This is a genomic window from Pseudomonas sp. WSY_20 (assembly GCF_043104335.1).
In the GTDB taxonomy this organism is placed as follows: Bacteria; Pseudomonadota; Gammaproteobacteria; order Pseudomonadales; family Pseudomonadaceae; genus Aquipseudomonas; species Aquipseudomonas parafulva_B.
The window spans coordinates 17908-37196 of the sequence record NZ_JBICKP010000017.1; the positions used below are offsets into that span (position 1 = coordinate 17908).

Annotated in this window: 16 protein-coding genes and 1 pseudogene; 6 read left to right on the plus strand and 11 right to left on the minus strand. The window is 61.8% G+C overall.

The genetic code is table 11. From position 1 onward, the window contains the following. Positions 1–29: 29 nt before the first annotated feature. A complete protein-coding gene (locus ACF8E5_RS03225) occupies positions 30–794 on the minus strand; it encodes a LysR substrate-binding domain-containing protein (protein WP_392474900.1) in 765 nt (254 codons plus the stop codon). Between ACF8E5_RS03225 and ACF8E5_RS03230 the strand changes: the two genes are divergently transcribed. After that, positions 778–1083, plus strand: coding sequence for a helix-turn-helix domain-containing protein (locus ACF8E5_RS03230; RefSeq protein WP_392474901.1), 306 nt, complete (start codon positions 778–780; stop codon positions 1081–1083). The two genes, ACF8E5_RS03225 and ACF8E5_RS03230, sit on opposite strands and share 17 nt — an antisense overlap. A 153-nt stretch (positions 1084–1236) precedes the next feature. Here the strand turns inward: ACF8E5_RS03230 and mobH are convergent. The 5 genes and pseudogenes from mobH to ACF8E5_RS03255 all read right to left on the minus strand — a co-directional run bounded on the left by mobH (position 1237) and on the right by ACF8E5_RS03255 (position 7392). After that, positions 1237–3073, minus strand: a pseudogene (gene mobH / locus ACF8E5_RS03235) (MobH family relaxase). Between the two features lie 496 nt (positions 3074–3569). Then, the gene (locus ACF8E5_RS03240) at positions 3570–4487 is read right to left on the minus strand and encodes a class I SAM-dependent methyltransferase (RefSeq protein WP_197843859.1); all 918 of its coding nucleotides are present in this window, start codon (positions 4485–4487) and stop codon (positions 3570–3572) included. A gap of 117 nt (positions 4488–4604) precedes the next feature. Continuing rightward, positions 4605–5525 carry a glutaminase B gene (glsB, locus tag ACF8E5_RS03245; protein WP_058639778.1) on the minus strand — a complete coding sequence of 307 codons (921 nt, stop codon included), beginning with the start codon at positions 5523–5525 and terminating at the stop codon, positions 4605–4607. A 97-nt stretch (positions 5526–5622) separates the two neighbouring features. Further along, complete coding sequence (locus tag ACF8E5_RS03250) at positions 5623–6417, minus strand: substrate-binding domain-containing protein (RefSeq protein WP_078478320.1); 795 nt, start codon at positions 6415–6417, stop codon at positions 5623–5625. 81 nt (positions 6418–6498) lie between these two features. Beyond that, complete coding sequence (locus tag ACF8E5_RS03255) at positions 6499–7392, minus strand: LysR family transcriptional regulator (RefSeq protein ID WP_058605064.1); 894 nt, start codon at positions 7390–7392, stop codon at positions 6499–6501. 146 nt (positions 7393–7538) lie between these two features. On the opposite strand from ACF8E5_RS03255, the gene ACF8E5_RS03260 reads away from it, so the two are divergent. From ACF8E5_RS03260 to ACF8E5_RS03275, 4 genes are all read left to right on the plus strand, one after another. Beyond that, a complete protein-coding gene (locus ACF8E5_RS03260; RefSeq protein WP_078479404.1) occupies positions 7539–8618 on the plus strand; it encodes a 4-oxalomesaconate tautomerase in 1080 nt (359 codons plus the stop codon). Positions 8619–8689: 71 nt separating this feature from the next. Continuing rightward, the gene (gene dctA, locus ACF8E5_RS03265) at positions 8690–10009 is read left to right on the plus strand and encodes a C4-dicarboxylate transporter DctA (RefSeq protein WP_058639776.1); all 1320 of its coding nucleotides are present in this window, start codon (positions 8690–8692) and stop codon (positions 10007–10009) included. Positions 10010–10128: 119 nt separating this feature from the next. Then, entirely contained in the window at positions 10129–11433 is a 1305-nt protein-coding gene (locus ACF8E5_RS03270; protein WP_027916232.1) for a CitMHS family transporter, read from the plus strand. A gap of 66 nt (positions 11434–11499) precedes the next feature. Further along, positions 11500–12753 carry an OprD family porin gene (locus ACF8E5_RS03275; RefSeq protein ID WP_078478322.1) on the plus strand — a complete coding sequence of 418 codons (1254 nt, stop codon included), beginning with the start codon at positions 11500–11502 and terminating at the stop codon, positions 12751–12753. Between the two features lie 43 nt (positions 12754–12796). On the opposite strand, the gene ACF8E5_RS03280 is transcribed toward ACF8E5_RS03275, so the two are convergent. Both ACF8E5_RS03280 and ACF8E5_RS03285 read right to left on the minus strand, forming a co-directional pair. After that, positions 12797–13312, minus strand: coding sequence for a DUF4880 domain-containing protein (locus ACF8E5_RS03280; RefSeq protein ID WP_078478323.1), 516 nt, complete (start codon positions 13310–13312; stop codon positions 12797–12799). A 435-nt stretch (positions 13313–13747) separates the two neighbouring features. Continuing rightward, on the minus strand, positions 13748–14059 hold the full coding sequence (locus tag ACF8E5_RS03285) for a DUF6124 family protein (RefSeq protein WP_078478324.1): 312 nt from the start codon (positions 14057–14059) through the stop codon (positions 13748–13750). Between the two features lie 130 nt (positions 14060–14189). Here ACF8E5_RS03285 and ACF8E5_RS03290 point away from each other — a divergent pair, with 130 nt between their 5' ends. After that, complete coding sequence (locus ACF8E5_RS03290; protein ID WP_078478325.1) at positions 14190–14843, plus strand: LexA family transcriptional regulator; 654 nt, start codon at positions 14190–14192, stop codon at positions 14841–14843. Positions 14844–14907: 64 nt separating this feature from the next. Here ACF8E5_RS03290 and ACF8E5_RS03295 read toward each other — a convergent pair whose 3' ends face one another. The 3 genes from ACF8E5_RS03295 to ACF8E5_RS03305 are packed head-to-tail and all read right to left on the minus strand — an operon-like array spanning position 14908 to position 19284. Then, a complete protein-coding gene (locus ACF8E5_RS03295) occupies positions 14908–16860 on the minus strand; it encodes an acetyl/propionyl/methylcrotonyl-CoA carboxylase subunit alpha (protein ID WP_392474902.1) in 1953 nt (650 codons plus the stop codon). Further along, positions 16857–17672, minus strand: coding sequence for a gamma-carboxygeranoyl-CoA hydratase (locus tag ACF8E5_RS03300; RefSeq protein WP_182138873.1), 816 nt, complete (start codon positions 17670–17672; stop codon positions 16857–16859). Before ACF8E5_RS03300 ends, ACF8E5_RS03295 begins: the two co-directional genes overlap by 4 nt. Before the next feature lie 4 nt (positions 17673–17676). Beyond that, positions 17677–19284, minus strand: coding sequence for a carboxyl transferase domain-containing protein (locus tag ACF8E5_RS03305; RefSeq protein WP_392474903.1), 1608 nt, complete (start codon positions 19282–19284; stop codon positions 17677–17679). Positions 19285–19289: the final 5 nt, after the last annotated feature.

Consider the following 19289-nt stretch of genomic DNA (forward strand, 5'->3'; position numbering starts at 1 on the left):
CCTTCCGGCGCTGCGTGCTGAAGGCCGGGTTAAAGGCTGTCGTTGTTCGCGACGGCTTGGGCGCGTTGAATCAGACGTTTTACAGTGGCCGGCATAGGCGAATGCGGTAGAGCCAGGTAGGTGGTCACTTGGTGAGAGCCGTTTGCCAGCGGGCGCATCACAAGGTCCAGATTGCGGGAACAGGAGATACGTGACTTGGTGGCGAGACCGATGCCATAACCAGACGCTACCAGTACCGCCATCAACTCAAAGGAGCTCACCCGATCAACTACATTGAGCTTGCTGGCAGCCGATGACAGCAGGGATTCGATCTGCTGCCCTAGCGGGCTACAGTATCCTCTTTGCCACATGATCAGGGGGGTACGGTACTGCTTCTCCAAGCGGAACTTCGGCAAAGCCAGTAGCGGCGAACGCGAAGGCAGAGCCAGTGCCAGTTCGTCTTGCCAGAGAGAGAATGCCTTTCTTGCAAGAGGCGGCTCATTCATGGACAAGAACAGTCCCAGGCAGTAGCGGCCATCCTTCAACCCTTGGTGCTGATCCTTCTCGGTAGTTTCTATCAGGCGTACCGGTGTCTCCGGTTCTTCCATGCGCTGCTTGGCGAGTAGTGTGCCAGTGCAGTCGGCATGATGCCGGTGGAAACAGCAATTTGCAGTGGAGCAGTGGCATGGTCGAGAGACATGGCGATGTTCCGATGGCTGCATGCTGGGGATAAAGCAATAGCAGAATGAGTTAAACTTACCGTGGTTTAAAACGCACCCGTCCTTGACGCTTCTGTAGATGCAGAAGCGTCCCATACGATCAGGCCGACCTACAGGCACCACTACTTACGAACCCGAACCCGCCCAAGCGTTCGGGAAAGCTGTGCGCGCATTCCGTGCCAAGAATTGTCTAGCTCAAGAGAACCTTGCCCACCTGGCCGGCGTTGACCGTTCCCATATAGGCAAAATCGAACGCGGCGAGCATATGCCGACACTGGTGATGATCTTGAGGTTCGCGTCGGCGCTGAACTGCGCGGCCTCCGAACTCATCGCCGAGACAGGGCGTATTCTCAAGCGTACTGACAAGAGCTGCGGGGAAGACTGAACCGATGCGATGACGGCTGGCAAACCAAATTCAGGAACTACCCTTCTGCAACAGGATAGTGCTTTTCCTGTCGGTGCATCCAATCTCTGCTTTTGCCGCAGCGTGCAGATCTTGCGCTGTACCGAGCCAAGAAATCGTGCAAGCTCGTTGGTATCAGACTAGCGACAAATAGGGGTTGTTGGGCGGCAAGTCGTCGAAAAGTGTCTCGGGGGCGATGAGCAGGTAGCCGTGCAGCCGCCGCGTCTTGCGCGGGCCTTTGACTTCGCACGTCCAGTTATTCAAGCCGCTGTCCTGCTTACGGTGTAGTTGCAACTTTTCGAACCGTCGTTGCACCCACTGCCATTCCTGCAATTTTTCCTGCTTGGCCAGCGCGGTGATCTGCGGATGCTCTTGCGCATAACGCTGGAACACGCCGGGGCTGACCAGATAGGCCGTATCGCCAACCGTATGCACCAGTGCTTTTGCGTCGTTGATGATGAGACGGCGGGTAACGATGCCCTGCTTCAGCCATGCAATGAAATGTTCGCCAGAAGGCGGTGCTGTCGCGAGCGATGGGCTGCCGGGCACCGGTCTTGATCCCATGCCGGAGGGCGAAGGCATGGCCGCTTGTGTGCTCCCTTCAGGCTGCAAGGGACGCGCTGGCTGCGTCACTGCCATGGGCTCCGCGTGCGGCTCCAGAGCTGCGGCCTCCGGTGCTTCGATCATCGATATCAGCTCCTCCATCACATCCGGCACCCCTGTCGGGGCCTGCTGTGGGCATGCCCTGGGTCAGATCCGACAGCGGCGCAGTTGGGGGCATAGGGGATTCTCCAGCTCTCGTGGCTGGTGGAGGCGCATTCGCTTCCTCGGTCGCAGGTGCCGCATCGACGGTCACAGTGCCGGCGAAGGGCGCGGGCCGATCGCCGTACTCCCAGATCAGCGCGGGTGACAGCTTGAGCAACGTAAAGCTGTGGGACCACTCGCCACTGGTCACGGTGGCGCGCCAGATGGCTTTGTCTGCAACATTCCAAGGCCTTGCAGCACATTGAACACCGCCGTATTGCTTGCGGGTATTCCCTCGACACCTTGGGATAGAAGATGGGCGCGCAACTTGTCGGAAACAGTCTTGCTGACGAGCCACAAGGCATCTTGTGTCAGCCAGCCGTCCGATGCCTGGTGCTGGTTCAGCTTCAACTCTTCCTTCAGAAGATAGCGAAGGCCATCGATGAGCTTGCGCTGCAGAGCATGCCGGGGTGCAGCCATTGCGCGGCTAGGATCGCCGCCCAGCTCCTGGGCCACCGATGCGCGATCAGCTTGTACGACCAGTTCGCCCAGCACGCCGGCGTGCTCGTACTGGCCTGCCAGCAAGTAGAGTAGCGATCCCCACAGGGCGGGATAGGCACTGAGCCAGTCGAGGATGGGCCCGTCGAGTACCTGGTGATAGAGCAAGCCGGTGGCTGCGCCATGCAGCCGGTACTCGCGATCCTCTCGGTAGCGAAAGCGATACGGCCGCTGGACGGGACCGTGCCAGGGGTGCCAGATCGTGCCGTCTCCATATTCCACGTACAGGTCGACGGCGAGTTTGCCGAGGTCATGGAGCAAGGCAGCGTAGGCCACGGCGGCGGTCCAGGCCTCGGACTGCGCGGCCTGATCTTCCGGCGTCGTGCCGGCAGGCAAAAGATAGGACTGGCGCAGCTTGAGGGCGTGGGCAGCGATCTCCAAGCCGTGATCCAGCATGCCTCCGGGATAGGCATGGTGGTGGCTCTCAGAAGCTGGGAACTGCTGGGCCAGGCTCGCATAGCGTTCCAGTGGCGCAAGGTACAGCGACGCGAGCTGTCGGCGGGAGAGCGACGTACGCTGCCAGATGTGCTCAAGAAGCTTCTGCCGACGTGGTGTTGCCAACAGAGACGCGGCCGGTCCCGGCCGCGTCTCTGTTGGCTGGTTCGGTGGAAGGTGCTTCGGGAGCGTTGGTCGCAAGCGGCGCCCGTTTGTGCCGGAACAACGACAGCATGGCGACATCCTGGTGATGGGCTGGGCGGGAGAGCCTTTTGGCCTTTTCGGGTAGGGCCTTTCCTCTTGCCCCGTTCCATTGACCCTTACCTGCCCTTTGCCCCTTATCCAAAGCCTTTTCATATAGGTCGGATCGGATTGCGGTGCGACAAGGAATAGGGCACGCGTGTACGGATCACCCAAGTAACACAATTTGCAGATTGGCGTTCAGTGTGCGGAGCACAGTACTTGGATCCCACGTGGCAAGCTTTGATAAAGCCGAAGTGATACCGGTCAGACGAATACAACAATAGAGGCAAGTTCAAGCCCCGCACAGCTGTTAATTTTGCCAGTTGTGCAGGGCTCTCTACCCCCTGACACTGCATCCGTGTGTGAAGGAACTGAACCGAACGACAACTAAGGGCGCGCCTGCCTCTGGTCCAGTTCTTTCACACCCCTATCTTTTTTTGCAGATCAATCCATCCCCGAACACCTGGCCTGGGTACGAGCCGCCTGCCTCATGGCTTGACGGACGTCGTCGAGCATAGCGACATCGTAGGCGGGTCGTCAGGCGTGAATGCCATTGCAGCATCGAGGGGGTTAGTGGTCATCATACGCATGGCGCCTTGCTGCTCAGACTCGACGTGCGGCGTGTGTTCCACAGGTTGCACCACCAGGGACGTCACGCTGGCCTGCTCGCGATGGTGCTGCAGCAATTTCTCGACCATATCCTGTGTGGTCGGCGTCTGAGCCCGGTCGATCACTGACAGCACACCGCCAGAACGAAGAATGCGATCAGCGATCTCGTAGACCCTGTTCTGCACGAAGATCCGATGTTCATAGGCTGTGGGCATCAGCGCCAGATCGACCGCGGCGTTGTGCCCACGTGCATCATGGGTACCGAGCAACCAGCACGCGACGGCGTCGAACTTTGGCTGACGTTCGAGCCATGCTTCCAGGGCGGGGTCGTTCAGGGCATCGCCCTCGATGAGCAAACAGTCCGCTTCGGGCGCTTCTGGGATTTCGCTGTAGATCAGCCGGTAGGCGTTTTCATCCAGGCTAACCGGCGTTTCCCTGGCAATGACCTCGACGCAGAAGCCTTCGTCGGCCAGCCGCTTGCGCGTCGCCGCAATGCACTGGGGGTTCTCTTCCACGCACACGACGGTATGCCCCTGTTGCAGCAGCGCCAGCGTGGAATGGCCGACGCCACAGCCAATCTCCAGGGTACGCGGGAAGCCCTTTACGCGTTCGGCCATCCAGGAATAGTGGCCCTGGGCCAAGTGACCTTCGGAGTTGATGCCCCAGCTCTTGATGTACGCTTTGCGAAAGCTCTTCAGTTGATAGAGGGCTGACGGCTGCAGGCCACTGCCGCCGCCGATAGCAGGCTTTCTCTTGGCTTTTTTCAGGTCACGTCGTCTTTTGCTGTTGATGCTCATGGCTGCTCTCCCTGAGGGCCTGTATGTGCATCTGGATCTTACTTAGGACGATCGTACTTGACTGTAAACAAGGGGTTTGCACGTCTGATAAGGGTTCCGACGTGTAGGAAATGGCCCTCACGGTACCGCCGAAAAAACCGACCCCGTAATGCGCTCGCTCAGCAATTCCAATGCGCGAATACCTGCCAGCGAATTGCCAGAAGCGTTAAGCGCTGGGGACCAGACGCAAATGCTGTACCGCCCGGGGACCACTGCCACGATGCCGCCGCCCACGCCACTCTTGCCCGGCAGGCCCACACGATAGGCGAAATTGCCGGCTTCGTCGTACAAGCCGCTGGTAGCCATGATGGCGTTCACCTGCTGGGCCTGACGTGCGCTGAGCACGTGTTCACCGCTGTGCGGGCAATAGCCGCTGTTGGCCAGAAACGCAAAGCCCCGCGCTACGTCGACGCAGTTCATCGACAGCGCGCAGTGATGGAAATAGCTGCTCAGCACCGCGTCCACGTCGTTATGAAAGTTGCCAAACGCGGTCATCAGCCAGGCCATGGCGGCATTGCGTGCGCGGTGCTGGTATTCGGACTCGGCCACCACCGTGTCGCTGACGATGCGCGGGTTGCCAGCCAGGCGGCGAACGAAGTCGCGCATCGACAGGGCAGGGGTGGCGAAGCGTGACTGGTTGATGTCGCAGATCACCAGTGCGCCAGCATTGATGAACGGGTTGCGCGGGCGACCCTTTTCCACCTCCAGCTGCACCAGCGAGTTGAAGGCCTGCCCCGAAGGCTCGTAACCCAGGCGTGACCAGATGTCCTCGCCGCTATGGTTGATCGCCTGGACCAGGCTGAACACCTTGGAAATGCTCTGGATGGAAAAGGGTGTGTAGGCATCGCCAGCGCAGTGCAGCTGGCCATCGAGGCTGTGCACTGCGATACCCAGCTGGTTGGGGTCGACCTGGGCCAGGGCGGGGATGTATTGCGCGACCTGACCCTGGCTGAGCAGTGGGCGCACCTGGTCGAGGATCTCTTGCAGCATGTCTTGCATCGCGACGGCCTTGGGAACGAGGAAGGATGGGTCTCAGACGCTGCGGCACGCCGGCAGGGCACGCCTTCGATCAACGTGCCCGGGCGAGGGTTGAAGTTTAGTGGGCCGTGTGCGGCAGCGGGGTCAGGCCGCTTTTCTCGATGGCGGCGTCCGCCTGGGCAGAGGCCATGTAGTCAAGCAGCGCCTGGGCCGCCGCCCGGTGCTGGCTGTTGGCAACCACCGCACCCGAATACATCGTCATCTTTTGCCCCTCGGCCGGGATCAGCCCCACGATGTCGATGCCGGCCACCGGCTTGAGCTCGCTCAGTTGCTGGAACCCGATGGCTGCCTGGCCGCGTGCGACCACCTTGCCGACGGGCTCGGCAGGGATCATGTGGGCTTTGTGGGTGAACCCTTCGCCCAGGTTCATGCTCGGGAACAAGGTTTTGGACAGGTACACCCCGCTGGCGCTGTCGGAGTAGGCAACCGAGGGGCTATCGAGCAGCACCTGACGCAACTCACCCATTGTGCCGATAGCCGGCTTGGGCTCACCTTTGCGTACGGCCATGGCAATGAACGACTTGCCCAGGTCGATGCGGCTGGCCTTGTCGGCCTTGCCGTCGGTGACCAACTTGTCCAACGCCGAGCCCACCATCAGCACCACATCGGCCGGCTCGCCCCGTTGCAGCCGATTCGGGATGGCTTGCGGGGTCTGGCCCATCGATGGCGCGGCGAGCACGTTGAGCTTGACCCCGTAGGTGTGTTCATAAGCCGGTGCAACGTTGCGGATGGCGCCCATGATGCCGCCGGAGCTGAGCACGGTCAGCGTGGGGGCCTGGTCAGGGGTGGGCTCTGCGGCAGAGCAGGCAAAGGTGGCGACCAGCAGTGCCGTGCAGGACAACGTCTTGAGCATGGGAAAACTCCGAATAAAACGCATAGCTTATTGGCAGGCGGGCCCAGCGCTGAATTAACCGGCGTTAATAATGTTTCATGCTCAGCGGTTCGGCCATTTCTCCAGCAGGATCGACACGAACTTCTCCGCTGCCGGCGACAGCGAGGCGCCGCGGCGGTAGACCAGCCCCAAGGTGCGGGTGACCTCCGGCTCAATCAACGGCACGCTTACCAGGGTAGGGTGGTCTGCACTGGGCATGGCCAGGCTAGGCATGGCCGATACGCCAAGCCCGGCCTCGACCATGCCCAGGGACGTGGACAGGTGCTGCACTTCGTAGAACCATTTGGGCCGCAGATTCAGCCCGGCCAGAGCGTGGTCGAGCAACATGCGGTTGCCGCTCAATCGGCCGACACCGATCAAGCGATAGTCGGCAAGCTCGGTCCAGGTCACTGCATTGCGGTTGGCCAATGGGTGATCGCGCCGGCAGGCCAGCACGAAATGCTCCTGCACCAAGGACACGAACTCGATGTCCGGATGCTGGCCGCTCATCATGTTGATGCCAAAATCGGCTTCCCCGCGCAGCACGGCCTCCAGGCCGTCATTGGCGCTCAGGTCCAACAGGCGAATGCGGATCTTGGGGTACTGGTCGTTGTAGTCGCGGATCACCGACGGCAAGAAATAGAACGCTGCAGTCGGGATGCAGGCCAGCGTCACCTGCCCGGTCTGGCGTTCGGCCAGCTCTCGGATGCTGAGAATCGAATCCTCGAAGTCGTCCAGCAGGCGCCTGGCCTTGGGCAGAAAATCGCGTCCCACGCTGGTCAGGCTGACGCGGCGGGTGGTGCGCTCCAACAGCGAGGTGCCTAACCCTTCCTCCAGCTTCTTGATCCGCCGGCTCAATGCCGGCTGCGAGAGATGCAGCACTTCGGCGGCCTCGTGGAAGCTGCCGAGTTCGGCGATTTTCACGAAAGATCGTATGTCTTGAAGCTCATATTCCACGATTCACCTCAGGTCGAAGTCGATTTTTATTATGTTGTAAAACGGAATAATCGCTACGATATTTGCATTGGAATGATTTATCCATCCCTGTCACTCTTTTGCTCACGGCATCAATGATGTCCATTGATCAATAAGAGTGCGAAATCATGCAACGAATTCCTTGCGTACTCATGCGCGGCGGCACCTCAAAAGGGCCGTTCTTTCATGCCTGGGACTTGCCTGCCAATGTGGTCGAACGCGATGAATTGCTCATCGACCTGATGGGGTCCGGCCATGAGCTGGAGATCGACGGTATCGGTGGCGGCAGCCCGCAGACCAGCAAGGTCGCGATCATCAGCCCGTCGCTGCATGCCGACGCCGACGTCGATTACCTGTTCGTGCAGGTGATGGTCGCCCAGCGCCGCGTGGACACTGCGCCCAACTGCGGCAACATGCTGTGCGCGGTCGGTCCTTTCGCCATCGAGCAAGGGCTGGTCAAGGGCCAGGAAGGCAAGACCCTGGTGCGCATTCGTAACCTGAACACGGGCACCTTCGTCAACTCGCTGGTGGAAACCCCGGGTGGCATCGTGCGCTATGAAGGGCGTACCGCCATCGATGGCGTGCCCGGCACTGCCGCGCCGGTGCACCTGACCTTCCTCGATGCGGTTGGCAGCAAGACCGGCAAGCTGTTCCCCACTGGGCAAGCCAAGGATGTGATCGATGGCGTGCCCATGACCTGTATCGACATGGCCATGCCCATGATGGTCATCCAGGCCAGTGACCTGGGCATGACCGGCGCCGAAACGCCGGACGAGCTCGACGCCAACGGCCCTCTGCTCAAGCGTCTGGAAGCCCTGCGCCTCAAAGCCGGCAAGGCCATGGGCCTTGGCGATGTCAGCGGCATGGTGATCCCCAAGCCGGTGCTGGTGTCCAAGCCGCGCTACGACGGCACGCTTCAGGTGCGCTACTTCATGCCGCACAATTGCCACCGTGCCCTGGCGATCACCGGTGCTGTGGGGCTGGCCACTGCCTGTGTCAGCCCCGGCAGCGTCATTGTGGATCTGCTGGGCGAACAAGCCTTGGACCTGAGCCAGGTTCGTCTTGAGCATCCAAGTGGTGGCATCGACGTCGCGTTGTCACGCAGCGGCGCTGATGGCAAGACCCTGCAAGCCTCTGTAGTACGTACTGCCCGGCGGCTCTTTTCAGGGTTCGTCTACGCGCCTACCTTGCGCAGGTTGGCTGGCTAGCCACCCAAAGGGTCGACCGCTGTACTTTGCAACAAGCGCATCCGCACAATATGAACAATGGGTGATGCCTCATGAAACTTGCCAAATCGCTGTACTTCCAGATCCTCTGCGCCGTCGTGCTGGGCGTAGTGGTCGGTCACTTCTGGGCGCAACAGGCCGTTGCGCTCAAGCCCTTGGGCGATGCCTTCATCAAGCTGGTCAAGATGATGATCGCGCCCGTGGTGTTCTGCACCATCGTCACCGGTATAGCCGGCATGACCGACAAGCGCTCGCTCGGGCGCTTGATGAGCAAGACACTATTGCTTTTCCTGGGGCTGACCATTGTCAGCCTGATCATCGGCTTGGCTGCGGTGTACCTGTTCAAGCCAGGGGTCGGCATGAACATCGACCCGGCCACCCTGAGCACCGAAGGCTTGACCCAGTTCACCGCCTCGGCCGCCAAACTGGGAGTGGTGGACTTTTTCATGCACATCATCCCGGACACCTTCATGGGGGCGTTCAACAAGGGTGAAGTGCTCCCCGTGCTGTTCATTGCCGTGCTCAGCGGTTTCGCGCTGTCGTCCATGGGCGAGAAGGGCAAACCGGTGCTGGACGTACTGGAAGCGGCCTCGGCCATGGTGTTCCGCATCTTCGGCTATCTCATGCGTTTCGCACCGGTCGGTGCGTTCGGTGCCCTGGCGTTCACGGTCGGGCAGTACGGGGTCACCTCGCTGGGGTCGCTCGCCAAGCTGATCGGTACGCTCTACATTGCCTGTGCGTTCTTCGTCCTGGTCGTGCTGGGCGGCATCTGCCGCGCCCATGGTTTCAGCCTGTGGAAGCTGCTGCGCTATTTCCGGGAAGAGTTCCTGGTGGTGCTGGGCACTTCTTCCACGGAACCTGTGTTGCCGCGCATGCTGGAGAAGCTCGAAAAGCTTGGCTGCAAGAAGGGGGTCGTTGGCCTGGTACTGCCTACCGGCTACTCGTTCAACCTCGACGGTACGGCGATCTACCTGTCCTTGGCCGCCGTGTTCATTGCCCAGGCCTGTAACATCGACCTGAGCCTGGGCCAGGTGGTGACCATGCTGGCGATCATGCTGCTGTCGTCAAAAGGCGCAGCGGGCGTGACCGGTAGCGGCTTCGTGGCCTTGGCCTCGACCCTGACAGTCATCCACGACATCCCGTTGGCAGGCCTGGCCCTGCTGATCGGCATCGACCGCTTCATGTCAGAGGCTCGCGCCCTCACGAGCCTTGCCAGCAACGCCGTGGCCACCGTGGTGGTGTCGATTTCCGAAAACGCGTGTGACAAGCAGATACTGCTCAGCCGCCTCAACGGCGAGCCTGTGGTCGAGCCGGCACCCGCCGCGGTCGGCCCTGACGCCACCTGGGTCGCCAAACCAAGCCATCACGGATAAGACGTCCGCCACACCCTGACCTCAAAACGCTGCAACCCGCGCGCAGGAACGCGCGCGGGTAGGGGGCTCGTCTGCGTCATCGACGGCCCAAACCGGATAAAAACAAGAGAGAAAAAGCCATGCTCGCACTCCTGGGCCTGATCATGGTGGTGACGTTCACCTACCTGATCATGAGCAAACGCTTGTCCCCGATCGTCGCCTTGACGGTCGTGCCCATCGTCTTCGCACTGGTGGGGGGCTTTGCACCTGACCTTGGCAAGATGATGCTCGATGGGCTGAAAATGGTAGCCCCGTCGGCCGCCTTGCTGCTGTTCGCCATCCTGTTTTTCGGCTTGATGATCGATGCCGGCCTGTTCGACCCTCTGATCCGCAAGATTCTCAAGCGCGTCAACGGCGACCCCATCAAGATCGCCATTGGCACTGCATTGCTGTCGCTGCTGGTGGCGCTGGACGGCGACGGCACCACCACCTACATGATCACCTGCGCGGCCATGCTGCCCTTGTACAAGCGCATCGGCATGAACCCGATGATCCTGGCAACGGTGTCGATGCTGTCGCTGAGCATCATGAGTGGCATGAGCCCCTGGGGCGGGCCTGCCACCCGCGCCATCGCAGCACTTGGGCTCGATGCCACCGACTATTTCATTCCCATGCTGCCCACGGTGATCGGCGGGGCTGCTTGGGTGGTGTTCACCGCCTACCTGCTGGGCCGTGCCGAACGACGCCGCATTGGCAACGTGGCCCTGGAGTCCGGCGGCGGCAACTGCTACATCAAGGAAATCCTGGGTGATACGCCCCACAAGCGCCCGCGTCTGGCCTATGTGAACCTGGTGCTGGTCATCGTGGTCATGACCGCGCTGGTGCTGGGCCTGATGCACGCGGCGATCCTGTTCATGATCGGTTTCGTTGCTGCGCTGATGATCAACTACCCGCAGCTGGAACTGCAGAAAGAACGTATTCTGGCCCATTCGGGCAACGCCATGACCGTGGTGCTGCTGGTGTTCGCCGCCGGTATCTTCGCCGGTATCTTCTCGGGCACCAAGATGGTCGATGCCCTGGCGCAAACCCTCGTGGACTGGATCCCGGAAGCCTGGAGCCACTGGTTCCCGCTGGTGGTGGCGCTGACCAGCATGCCGCTTACCTTCGTGCTGTCCAACGATGCCTATTATTTCGGCGTGGTGCCGATCCTGGCCAATGCAGCCGCCGCCTATGGCATCGACCCGGTGGAGATCGCCCGCGCCTCGGTGCTGGGCCAGCCGGTGCACTTGATGAGCCCGTTGGTCGCCTCGACCCTGCTGCTGGTGGGCATGGTCGACAAGGACATCGGCGACTTCCAGAAAGCCACGGTGAAGTGGGCAGTGCTCACTTCGCTGGTCATCACTGCATTGGCGGTGTTGACCGGCGCGCTGTCGTTCTTCGTCTGAACGGTGCGGGCGCCGCCAGGCGCCCGCCATCGCTTACACCCTAAAAACAACAATAGAGTACCGATCATGTCCTTGACCCTCGCGCGAGGGGCCGCCTGTGGCCTGCTCTGCGGCTGCCTGCCTGTGGCCGGCGCTACCGATTTCATTGAAGACAGCAAGCTCAAGCTGCAACTGCGCAACGTCTATTTCAACGAGAACTTTCGCGACGAACAGGGTATGAGCCCCCGCGCCGCAGCCACTGCCAAGAGCGAGCGTACCGAGTGGGCGCAGGGCTTCTTGCTCGATTACCAGTCGGGTTACACCCCCGGTACCCTGGGTCTGGGGCTCGATGCACTGGGCCTGTTGGGCGTGCGCCTGGATTCGGGGCGTGGCCGCAGTGGCACGGGCCTTTTGCCTGTGCATGACGATGGCCGGGCCGCCGACACGTTCGCCAGTGCCGGCGTTACGGTCAAGGCGCGTGTTGGGCAGAGCCTCGTCAGGCATGGCACCCTGTTGCCGAAGTTACCAGTGCTGGTGCATAACGATGCTCGCTTGATGCCGCAAACCTACCAAGGCACGCAGCTCACCAGTACCGCCCTCGATAACCTGACCCTCACGGCCGGGCACCTGACCCGTTTCAAGCAGCGCGATTCATCCAACAGCACCGGCCTGTACCTGGACGGCTACAGTGGCGGCGAAGCCGGAGACTTCAGCTTTGCCGGCGCCGACTACACCTTCAGCAAACAGCTGCGCCTGAGCTACTACCACGGCCAGCTCGAGCACTTCTACCGTCAGGACTTCGCCGGCTTGGTTCACGACCATGCGCTGGCTGGCGGTGTACTGACCACGGACCTGCGTTACTTCAAAAGCAAAAGCACCGGCGCGGCCTACGGTGGCCCGATCGACAATGACATGCTCAGCGGTCAAATCGCCTACACGCATTCCGGTCACACGTTCGGCGCAGGCTATCAGCAGCTCAATGGCAAAGCGGGACTGCCATACATCAGCGGCGCGACGGTGTATTCATTCAGCAACGTGGGCATCGGCAAGTTCATCGAAGAAGATGAAAAGACCTGGATGGCGAGCTATGTCTACAATTTCGCCGCTGCCGGGGTGCCGGGGTTGACCTTCATGACCCGTTACCTGAGCGGCGATAACGGCCGTTCTGGCGCGGCGGGCCTGAGCGAATGGGAGCGCGACGCAGAGCTTGCGTACGTGGTGCAATCAGGCCCCGCCAAAGGGCTTGGCGTCAAGCTGCGCAACTATGTGTACCGGTCGGACTTTGCCCGTGGACGCGACAGCAATCGGCTGTACCTGACGTACGACATCGCGCTGTGGTAAGGCGCTCAAAGCGCAGGCGTCAGCTACGGGCAATGGCTCCTTTTCACGTCCACAGCCCCAGCAAGACCAGTACGGCCATGCCCAGCGCGGCGGCAATCGAGCATCCACCCAGCGACAGGGCAGCGCGACCCTTGCGATACCAGCCATCGCGGCCCAAGGCCAGGGCAGGCGCGTAAAGGCTGCGCCAGCGCAGTTCAGTAGCGTGGAACGCCTGCAGGTGGTTGGGCGAGGCGTCCAGCCAGCGACGAAAGTCGATACGCTCGCAGGCGGTGACGTCCGGGCTCTGCAAACGCACATACCACCGAGCTGCCTGGCTCGTTGGGCCATCGGGGCGGGGCTGACCGGCGAGCAACGCCTGGACCATGAGACGCTCGACACTGCGTAGGGGCAAGCCTAGACGTGTGGCGACCCTGGCCTGGGCCAGCTGATCGAGACGGCTTAGCAGAAACACTTGTTGCGCAGCGCGTGGCAGGCGCTTGAGTGCGAGCAACAGGGCAGCATCGCTATCGGCAGCGTGCTCGGGCAGAGGCGTATGGAGGCGCAAGAGCATGCGGGTCATGAGCAGTTCCTTGCTAGAGAGCAGATGGGGACATCCGTAGAAGCCGAGCTTAGGCTTAACGAGATTGATTCTCAAGTGCTGAATCGGCAAACTTTTGTAATGGCCGTTCACCCCCGGAAACACTTTTGCTACCATCGCCGCCATCACGATCTTCATTAGCCTGAAGAGCCAAAAAAAAGACCCAGCAAAAAGCTGGGTCAAAAACCGTGATTAGCCTGATGAGGAGATAATCCGAGAGCGACCTAAGCTCCGGTTTATCCAGCTGATCTCGCGATCAGCTGAGTGCAATAATAATCGTTATCATTTGCCAGTCAAATGATTTTTTATTCACGACGGTAGAAAATCTACCGCTGCGCTTCCTTGTCCCCCAAAGCGGGGCCTTGGCTTTACACGCCAAGCGCCTACTGCGTTCCCTCTCATTCACGGCAACCTGCCTCAAGCGGCGGGGTCTGCCGTGCGCTGGTGTTCCAGCAGCGCGCGAGCCATGTCCATCATGTGCATCAAGGCAAACAGCAGCTCTCGCTGGCCACCGTGCTGGTGGGTGGCGGTTTCCTGGGCGGTTGCTGCCGCACAGCGCAGCAGGGCAATGGCATGCTCCTGTGCTTGATCACGTGTGACGCCTTCGTGAAGCGTCCAAATCCTGTTCTCAGGCGTAGGGCGGGGCGGGTTGGGGTTTAGGTAATAATCCAGCGCGCGGCGGGCGGCTTCGCTGTCGAGATCTGTTTCGTCGTTTTTCGGATGTTTCATTGCGATACCTTCCAGGTTCTCGTCAAACACAATGAACTCAGAGCATAGGTCAATTTGTATTTTCTAGCGCCAAATAAATAATTCAGATTGTGTATTGCTGCTTCCAATACAGTCCGTATTGTTGCCGCTCATGGAAAATTGGAATGCATTTCTCAAGCGCTACAAGCGCGAACACAACCTCAGCCAGTTGAAACTGGCCGAGCGCCTGGGCATGACGCAAGGTGGGGTAGGGCACTGGCTTCGCGGCACCCGTCGTCCCACGTTGGAGACCATCAACGAAAAACTGGAAAAGCTCGGCCTGGTCTTTCTGGAGGCGCAGGTCATGGTGGTCGAGCGCGACCTGATGCGCGAATCACCTGGCCGCTACGGTGCTCAGCCGCCTGTTTCCGCACAGGCCCTGCTCTATGCGAGCTTTCGCTTTCCGGTGCTCAAGTGGGCGGACTTGCAGGGCCCGTTGCCTGAAACCAGTGAAGTGCACGAGCAGACCGACTACATGCCTGCCGGCAATGCGTTCTGGCTTGCCGTGGAAAACGACTCGATGAACGCTGCCAGCGGCAAGAGCGTGCCCGAAGGCATGCGCGTGCTGGTCGATACCGGGTTGCCCGTGGAGCCCGGCAGGTTGGTGATCGCACGCCAGCCTGGCAAAGCCCCCGTGCTCCGCCAATTGGTCGAAGAAGGCGGCGACAAGATGCTCAAGCCGTTGAACACCCGTTACCCCACGGTGCTCTGCGAAACCGGCTGTGAGTTCCTGGGCGTGGTAGTGCGGGTACACGGGGCGTTCTGAGGCCACGTGGCCCGTGCGGTGAGGCAAGGGCCGCAGGCCGTCAGGCACCGCGACCCCGCGGCCTTCACGGTTCCAGTTCGACCAGCGCTGCCCCCTCGCTGACCATGTCGCCTTCCTGGCACAGCAAGGCTTTGACCGTGGTGGCCTTGGGGGCCCGAATGCTGTGCTCCATCTTCATGGCCTCCAGCACCACCAGCGGGGCACCTGCCTCTACCGCCTGACCCACCTCGACCAGTACCCGCACGATGCTGCCGTTCATGGGGGCGGTCAGGCCGCCTTGATGGGCAAGGTCGATGGCTGCCTGAGCGAGCGGGTCGAATGCTTCGAGGCTGTGGAGTTCTCCATCCCAGTGCAGATACAGGCTGGCACCTTTGCGAATGGCCAGGTGGCGGGTGCGCAGGCCTGCCTGCTCTCGCATCAGCCAATCCCCTTGCAGGCTCCAGATGCCTTGGGTCTTCTGGTTGAGCGTAACGGCCTGGTCATGCCCATTGTGGGTCAGATGCACATTCAGCGAAGTTCCAGCCCCCAAGCGCAGCCCGTCTTGTCGGGCCCATGGGGAGTGTGGGTCGTCCACGCGTGCGCGGGCAGGTTCGCTCAGCAACCACGCCTGGGCTGCAGCCTCCCAGCCCTCGGCCGACAATGCCTGCGCGGCGGGCAAAAGCGTTTCCTGATGACGCGGGATGAAGCCGGTATCCAGCTCGGCTGCTGCAAACCCAGGGTGGGCCAGGATACGTCGCAGGAAGGCGATGTTGGTCTTGACGCCGCCTACCGCGAACTCATCCAGCATGGCCAGCAAGCGCAGGCGGGCCTGCTCCCGGTCTTCGCCCCAGGCGATCAGTTTGCCCAGCATCGGGTCGTAGAAGGGCGACACCGCATCGCCTTCGCTCACACCGCTGTCCACGCGCCGGCCTGGGCCGCAAGCCGGTTCCCGGTAAAGCGTCAGGGTGCCGGTGGCCGGCAAGAAGTCATTGGCCGGATCTTCGGCGTACAGCCGCACTTCGATGGCATGGCCGTTGAGCGGTACCTGGTCCTGGGTGATGGGCAGGGGTTCACCGCAGGCCACGCGAATCTGCCAGGCCACCAGGTCCAGGCCGGTGATGGCCTCGGTGACGGGGTGCTCCACCTGCAGGCGCGTGTTCATTTCCATGAAGAAGAACTGGCCACGGGCGTCCAGCAGAAATTCCACGGTGCCAGCGCCGACATAGCCGATGGCCTGCGCCGCGCGTACTGCCGCCTCGCCCATGGCGCGTCGCAGGTCCGCCGAAAGGCCCGGGGCAGGGGCTTCCTCGATCACCTTCTGGTGACGCCGCTGGATCGAGCAATCCCGTTCGTTGAGGTACAGGCAGTGGCCATGGCGATCGGCAAAAATCTGGATCTCCACATGGCGCGGCTTCAATACGTACTTTTCCACCAGCATCCGCGCATCGCCAAAGGATGACAGGGCTTCACGTTGCGCCGACGCCAGGGCATCGGCCAACTGGCTTTCGTCCTCGACCACCTTCATGCCCTTGCCGCCACCACCGGCGCTGGCCTTGAGCAGGACCGGGTAGCCGACGTGCCGGGCGGCTTGCTTGAAGGTGTCCAGGTCCTGGGCCTGGCCATGATAGCCCGGCACCAGCGGCACGCCTGCGGACTCCATCAAGGCCTTGGCGGCCGACTTGCTGCCCATGGCGTCGATGGCCGACGCAGGTGGGCCCAGGAACATCAAGCCAGCGGCTTCGACTGCGCGGGCAAAATCTGCGTTTTCCGAAAGAAAGCCATAGCCCGGGTGAATGGCCTGGGCACCGCTTGCCTTGGCCGCTGCCACCAGCTTGTCGATCTGCAGGTAACTGTCTGCCGCCTTGTTGCCGCCCAGGTCCACGCACACATCGGCTTCCCGGCTGTGGCGGGCATTACGGTCGATGGCGCTGTGCACCGCCACCGTGGTCAGGCCCATGGCCTTGGCGGTGCGCATCACCCGGCAGGCGATTTCACCACGGTTGGCCACCAGCAACGTTGTCAATGGCGGGCGGTTCATGGGCGTGGCTCCTTGTTTGCATCGGCCTGCCAGGCAGGTTGGCGTTTTTCCAGAAACGCACGAAGGCCTTCCTGGCCCTCGGCGCTTACGCGGATTCGCGCGATGGCGTTCTCGCAATAACGACGCAGGCCAGGGCTGAGGGTGCCGCCGTCGACCTCGCGCAACAGCTCCTTGGTCGCACGCATTGCCTGGGGGCTATTGGCCAGAAGGGTTTCAATCCACTGGTTCACGCTGGCCTCCAACTGGCTGGCCGGGTACACCTCGGCCAACAACCCAAGGGCCTGGGCCTGCAACCCGCTGAAGCGCTCTGCCGTGAGTGCATAACGGCGGGCGGCGCGCTCGCCGATGGCCTTGACCACGAAGGGACTGATCACCGCCGGTGCCAGGCCGATGCGCACTTCCGACAGGCACAGCTGGGCGTCTTCGGCACCGATGGCCATGTCACAGCAACTGATCAGGCCCAGGGCGCCGCCGAATGCGGCGCCCTGGACCACTGCCAGGGTCGGCACCTTGATGCGGTGCAGTGCATACATCAACTCGCCCAGCTCGCGTGCGTCATCCAGGTTGGTGTTGAAGTCCAGCTGCGCCGACTGCTGCATCCACGCAAGGTCGGCGCCGGCACTGAAATGCCGTCCCCGCCCGCGCAGCAACACGAAGCGTACGCCCGCGTCGTCGGCAAGCTGCCCCAGGGCAATGTTCAGCTCGCGGATCATCAAGGCATTGAAGGCGTTGTGCTTGTCCTCGCGGCTGAGCCACAAGGTGGCGAAGCCACGTGGATCGTGGCTCACCTCTACCGTAGTGAAATCGCTCATGGGGTCACATCCTGAATATGCCGAAGCGGCTCGGTTCGATCGGTGCGTTCAGCGCCGCAGACAAGGCCAGGGCCAGCACATCGCGGGTCTGCGCTGGGTCGATGACGCCGTCGTCCCATAGGCGGGCGCTGGAGTAGTAGGGGTGGCCCTGATGCTCGTACTGATCGAGGATCGGCTGCCTGAGCCTGGCCTCATCCTCGGCGCCAAACGGCTCGCCGCTGCGCTCGCTCTGCTCGCGCTTGACCTGCACCAGCACGCCGGCAGCCTGTTCGGCGCCCATCACCCCGATGCGCGCATTGGGCCACATCCAGAGAAAGCGCGGGTCGTAGGCGCGTCCGCACATGCCGTAGTTGCCGGCACCGAAACTGCCGCCAATGATGACCGTGAACTTGGGTACCTGCGCGCAGGCCACGGCCGTGACCAACTTGGCGCCATGCTTGGCGATGCCGCCTTCTTCGTACTTCTTGCCCACCATGAACCCCGTGATGTTCTGCAGGAACAGCAGCGGGATACCGCGCTGGCAAGCCAGCTCGATGAAGTGCGCGCCTTTTTGCGCAGCCTCGGCAAACAGGATGCCGTTGTTGGCCAGGATGGCGATCGGGTAGCCGTGCAGGTGGGCGAAGCCGCACACCAGCGTGGTCCCGAACAAGGCTTTGAACTCATCGAACACCGAGCCATCGACCAGCCGTGCGATGACTTCACGCACATCGAAAGGCTGCTTGGCGTCAGCCGGAATCACGCCATATAGCTCCTGCGCCGCATACAAGGGCGCAACCGGCGGCTCGCATTGCAGGGCACCGAGCTTGCGCCAGTTGAGATTGGCCACGCAGCGCCTGGCCAGCGCCAGGGCATGCTCGTCGTTCTCGGCGTAATGGTCGGCTACACCGCTGGTGCGGCAATGCACATCGGCGCCGCCTAGCGCCTCGGCGCTCACCACCTCGCCTGTGGCCGCCTTCACCAGCGGTGGGCCGGCCAGGAAGATGGTGGCCTGTTGACGCACCATGATCGCCTCGTCCGCCATTGCCGGCACGTAGGCGCCGCCTGCGGTGCATGACCCCATCACCACGGCGATCTGGGCGATGCCCAGTGCGCTCATGTTGGCCTGGTTGAAGAAAATCCGCCCGAAGTGCTCACGGTCGGGAAACACCTCGTCCTGGCGCGGCAAGTTGGCGCCGCCCGAATCCACCAGGTAGATGCACGGCAGACGGTTCTGCAAGGCAATGGTCTGCGCCCGCAGGTGCTTTTTCACCGTCAGCGGGTAGTAAGAGCCACCTTTGACCGTCGCGTCGTTGGCCACGATCATGCATTCCACGCCTTCCACGCGCCCGATCCCGGCGATCAGGCCGGCTGCCGGAACGTCTTCGCCGTAGACCTGGTGTGCAGCCAACTGGCCGATTTCAAGAAAGGCGGAACCGGCATCGAGCAGACGTTCGATTCGCTCGCGCGGCAGCAGTTTGCCTCGTGAGGTGTGCCGCTCCTGAGCCTTGGCGCCGCCACCCTGGGCTACCTGGGCAAGCAGCACACGCAGGTTGTCGACCTGCGCCAGCATGGCCGCCTGGGACTGGGCGAATTCGGGTGACCGGGGGTTCACTTGGGTTTTCAGAATCATCATGACTC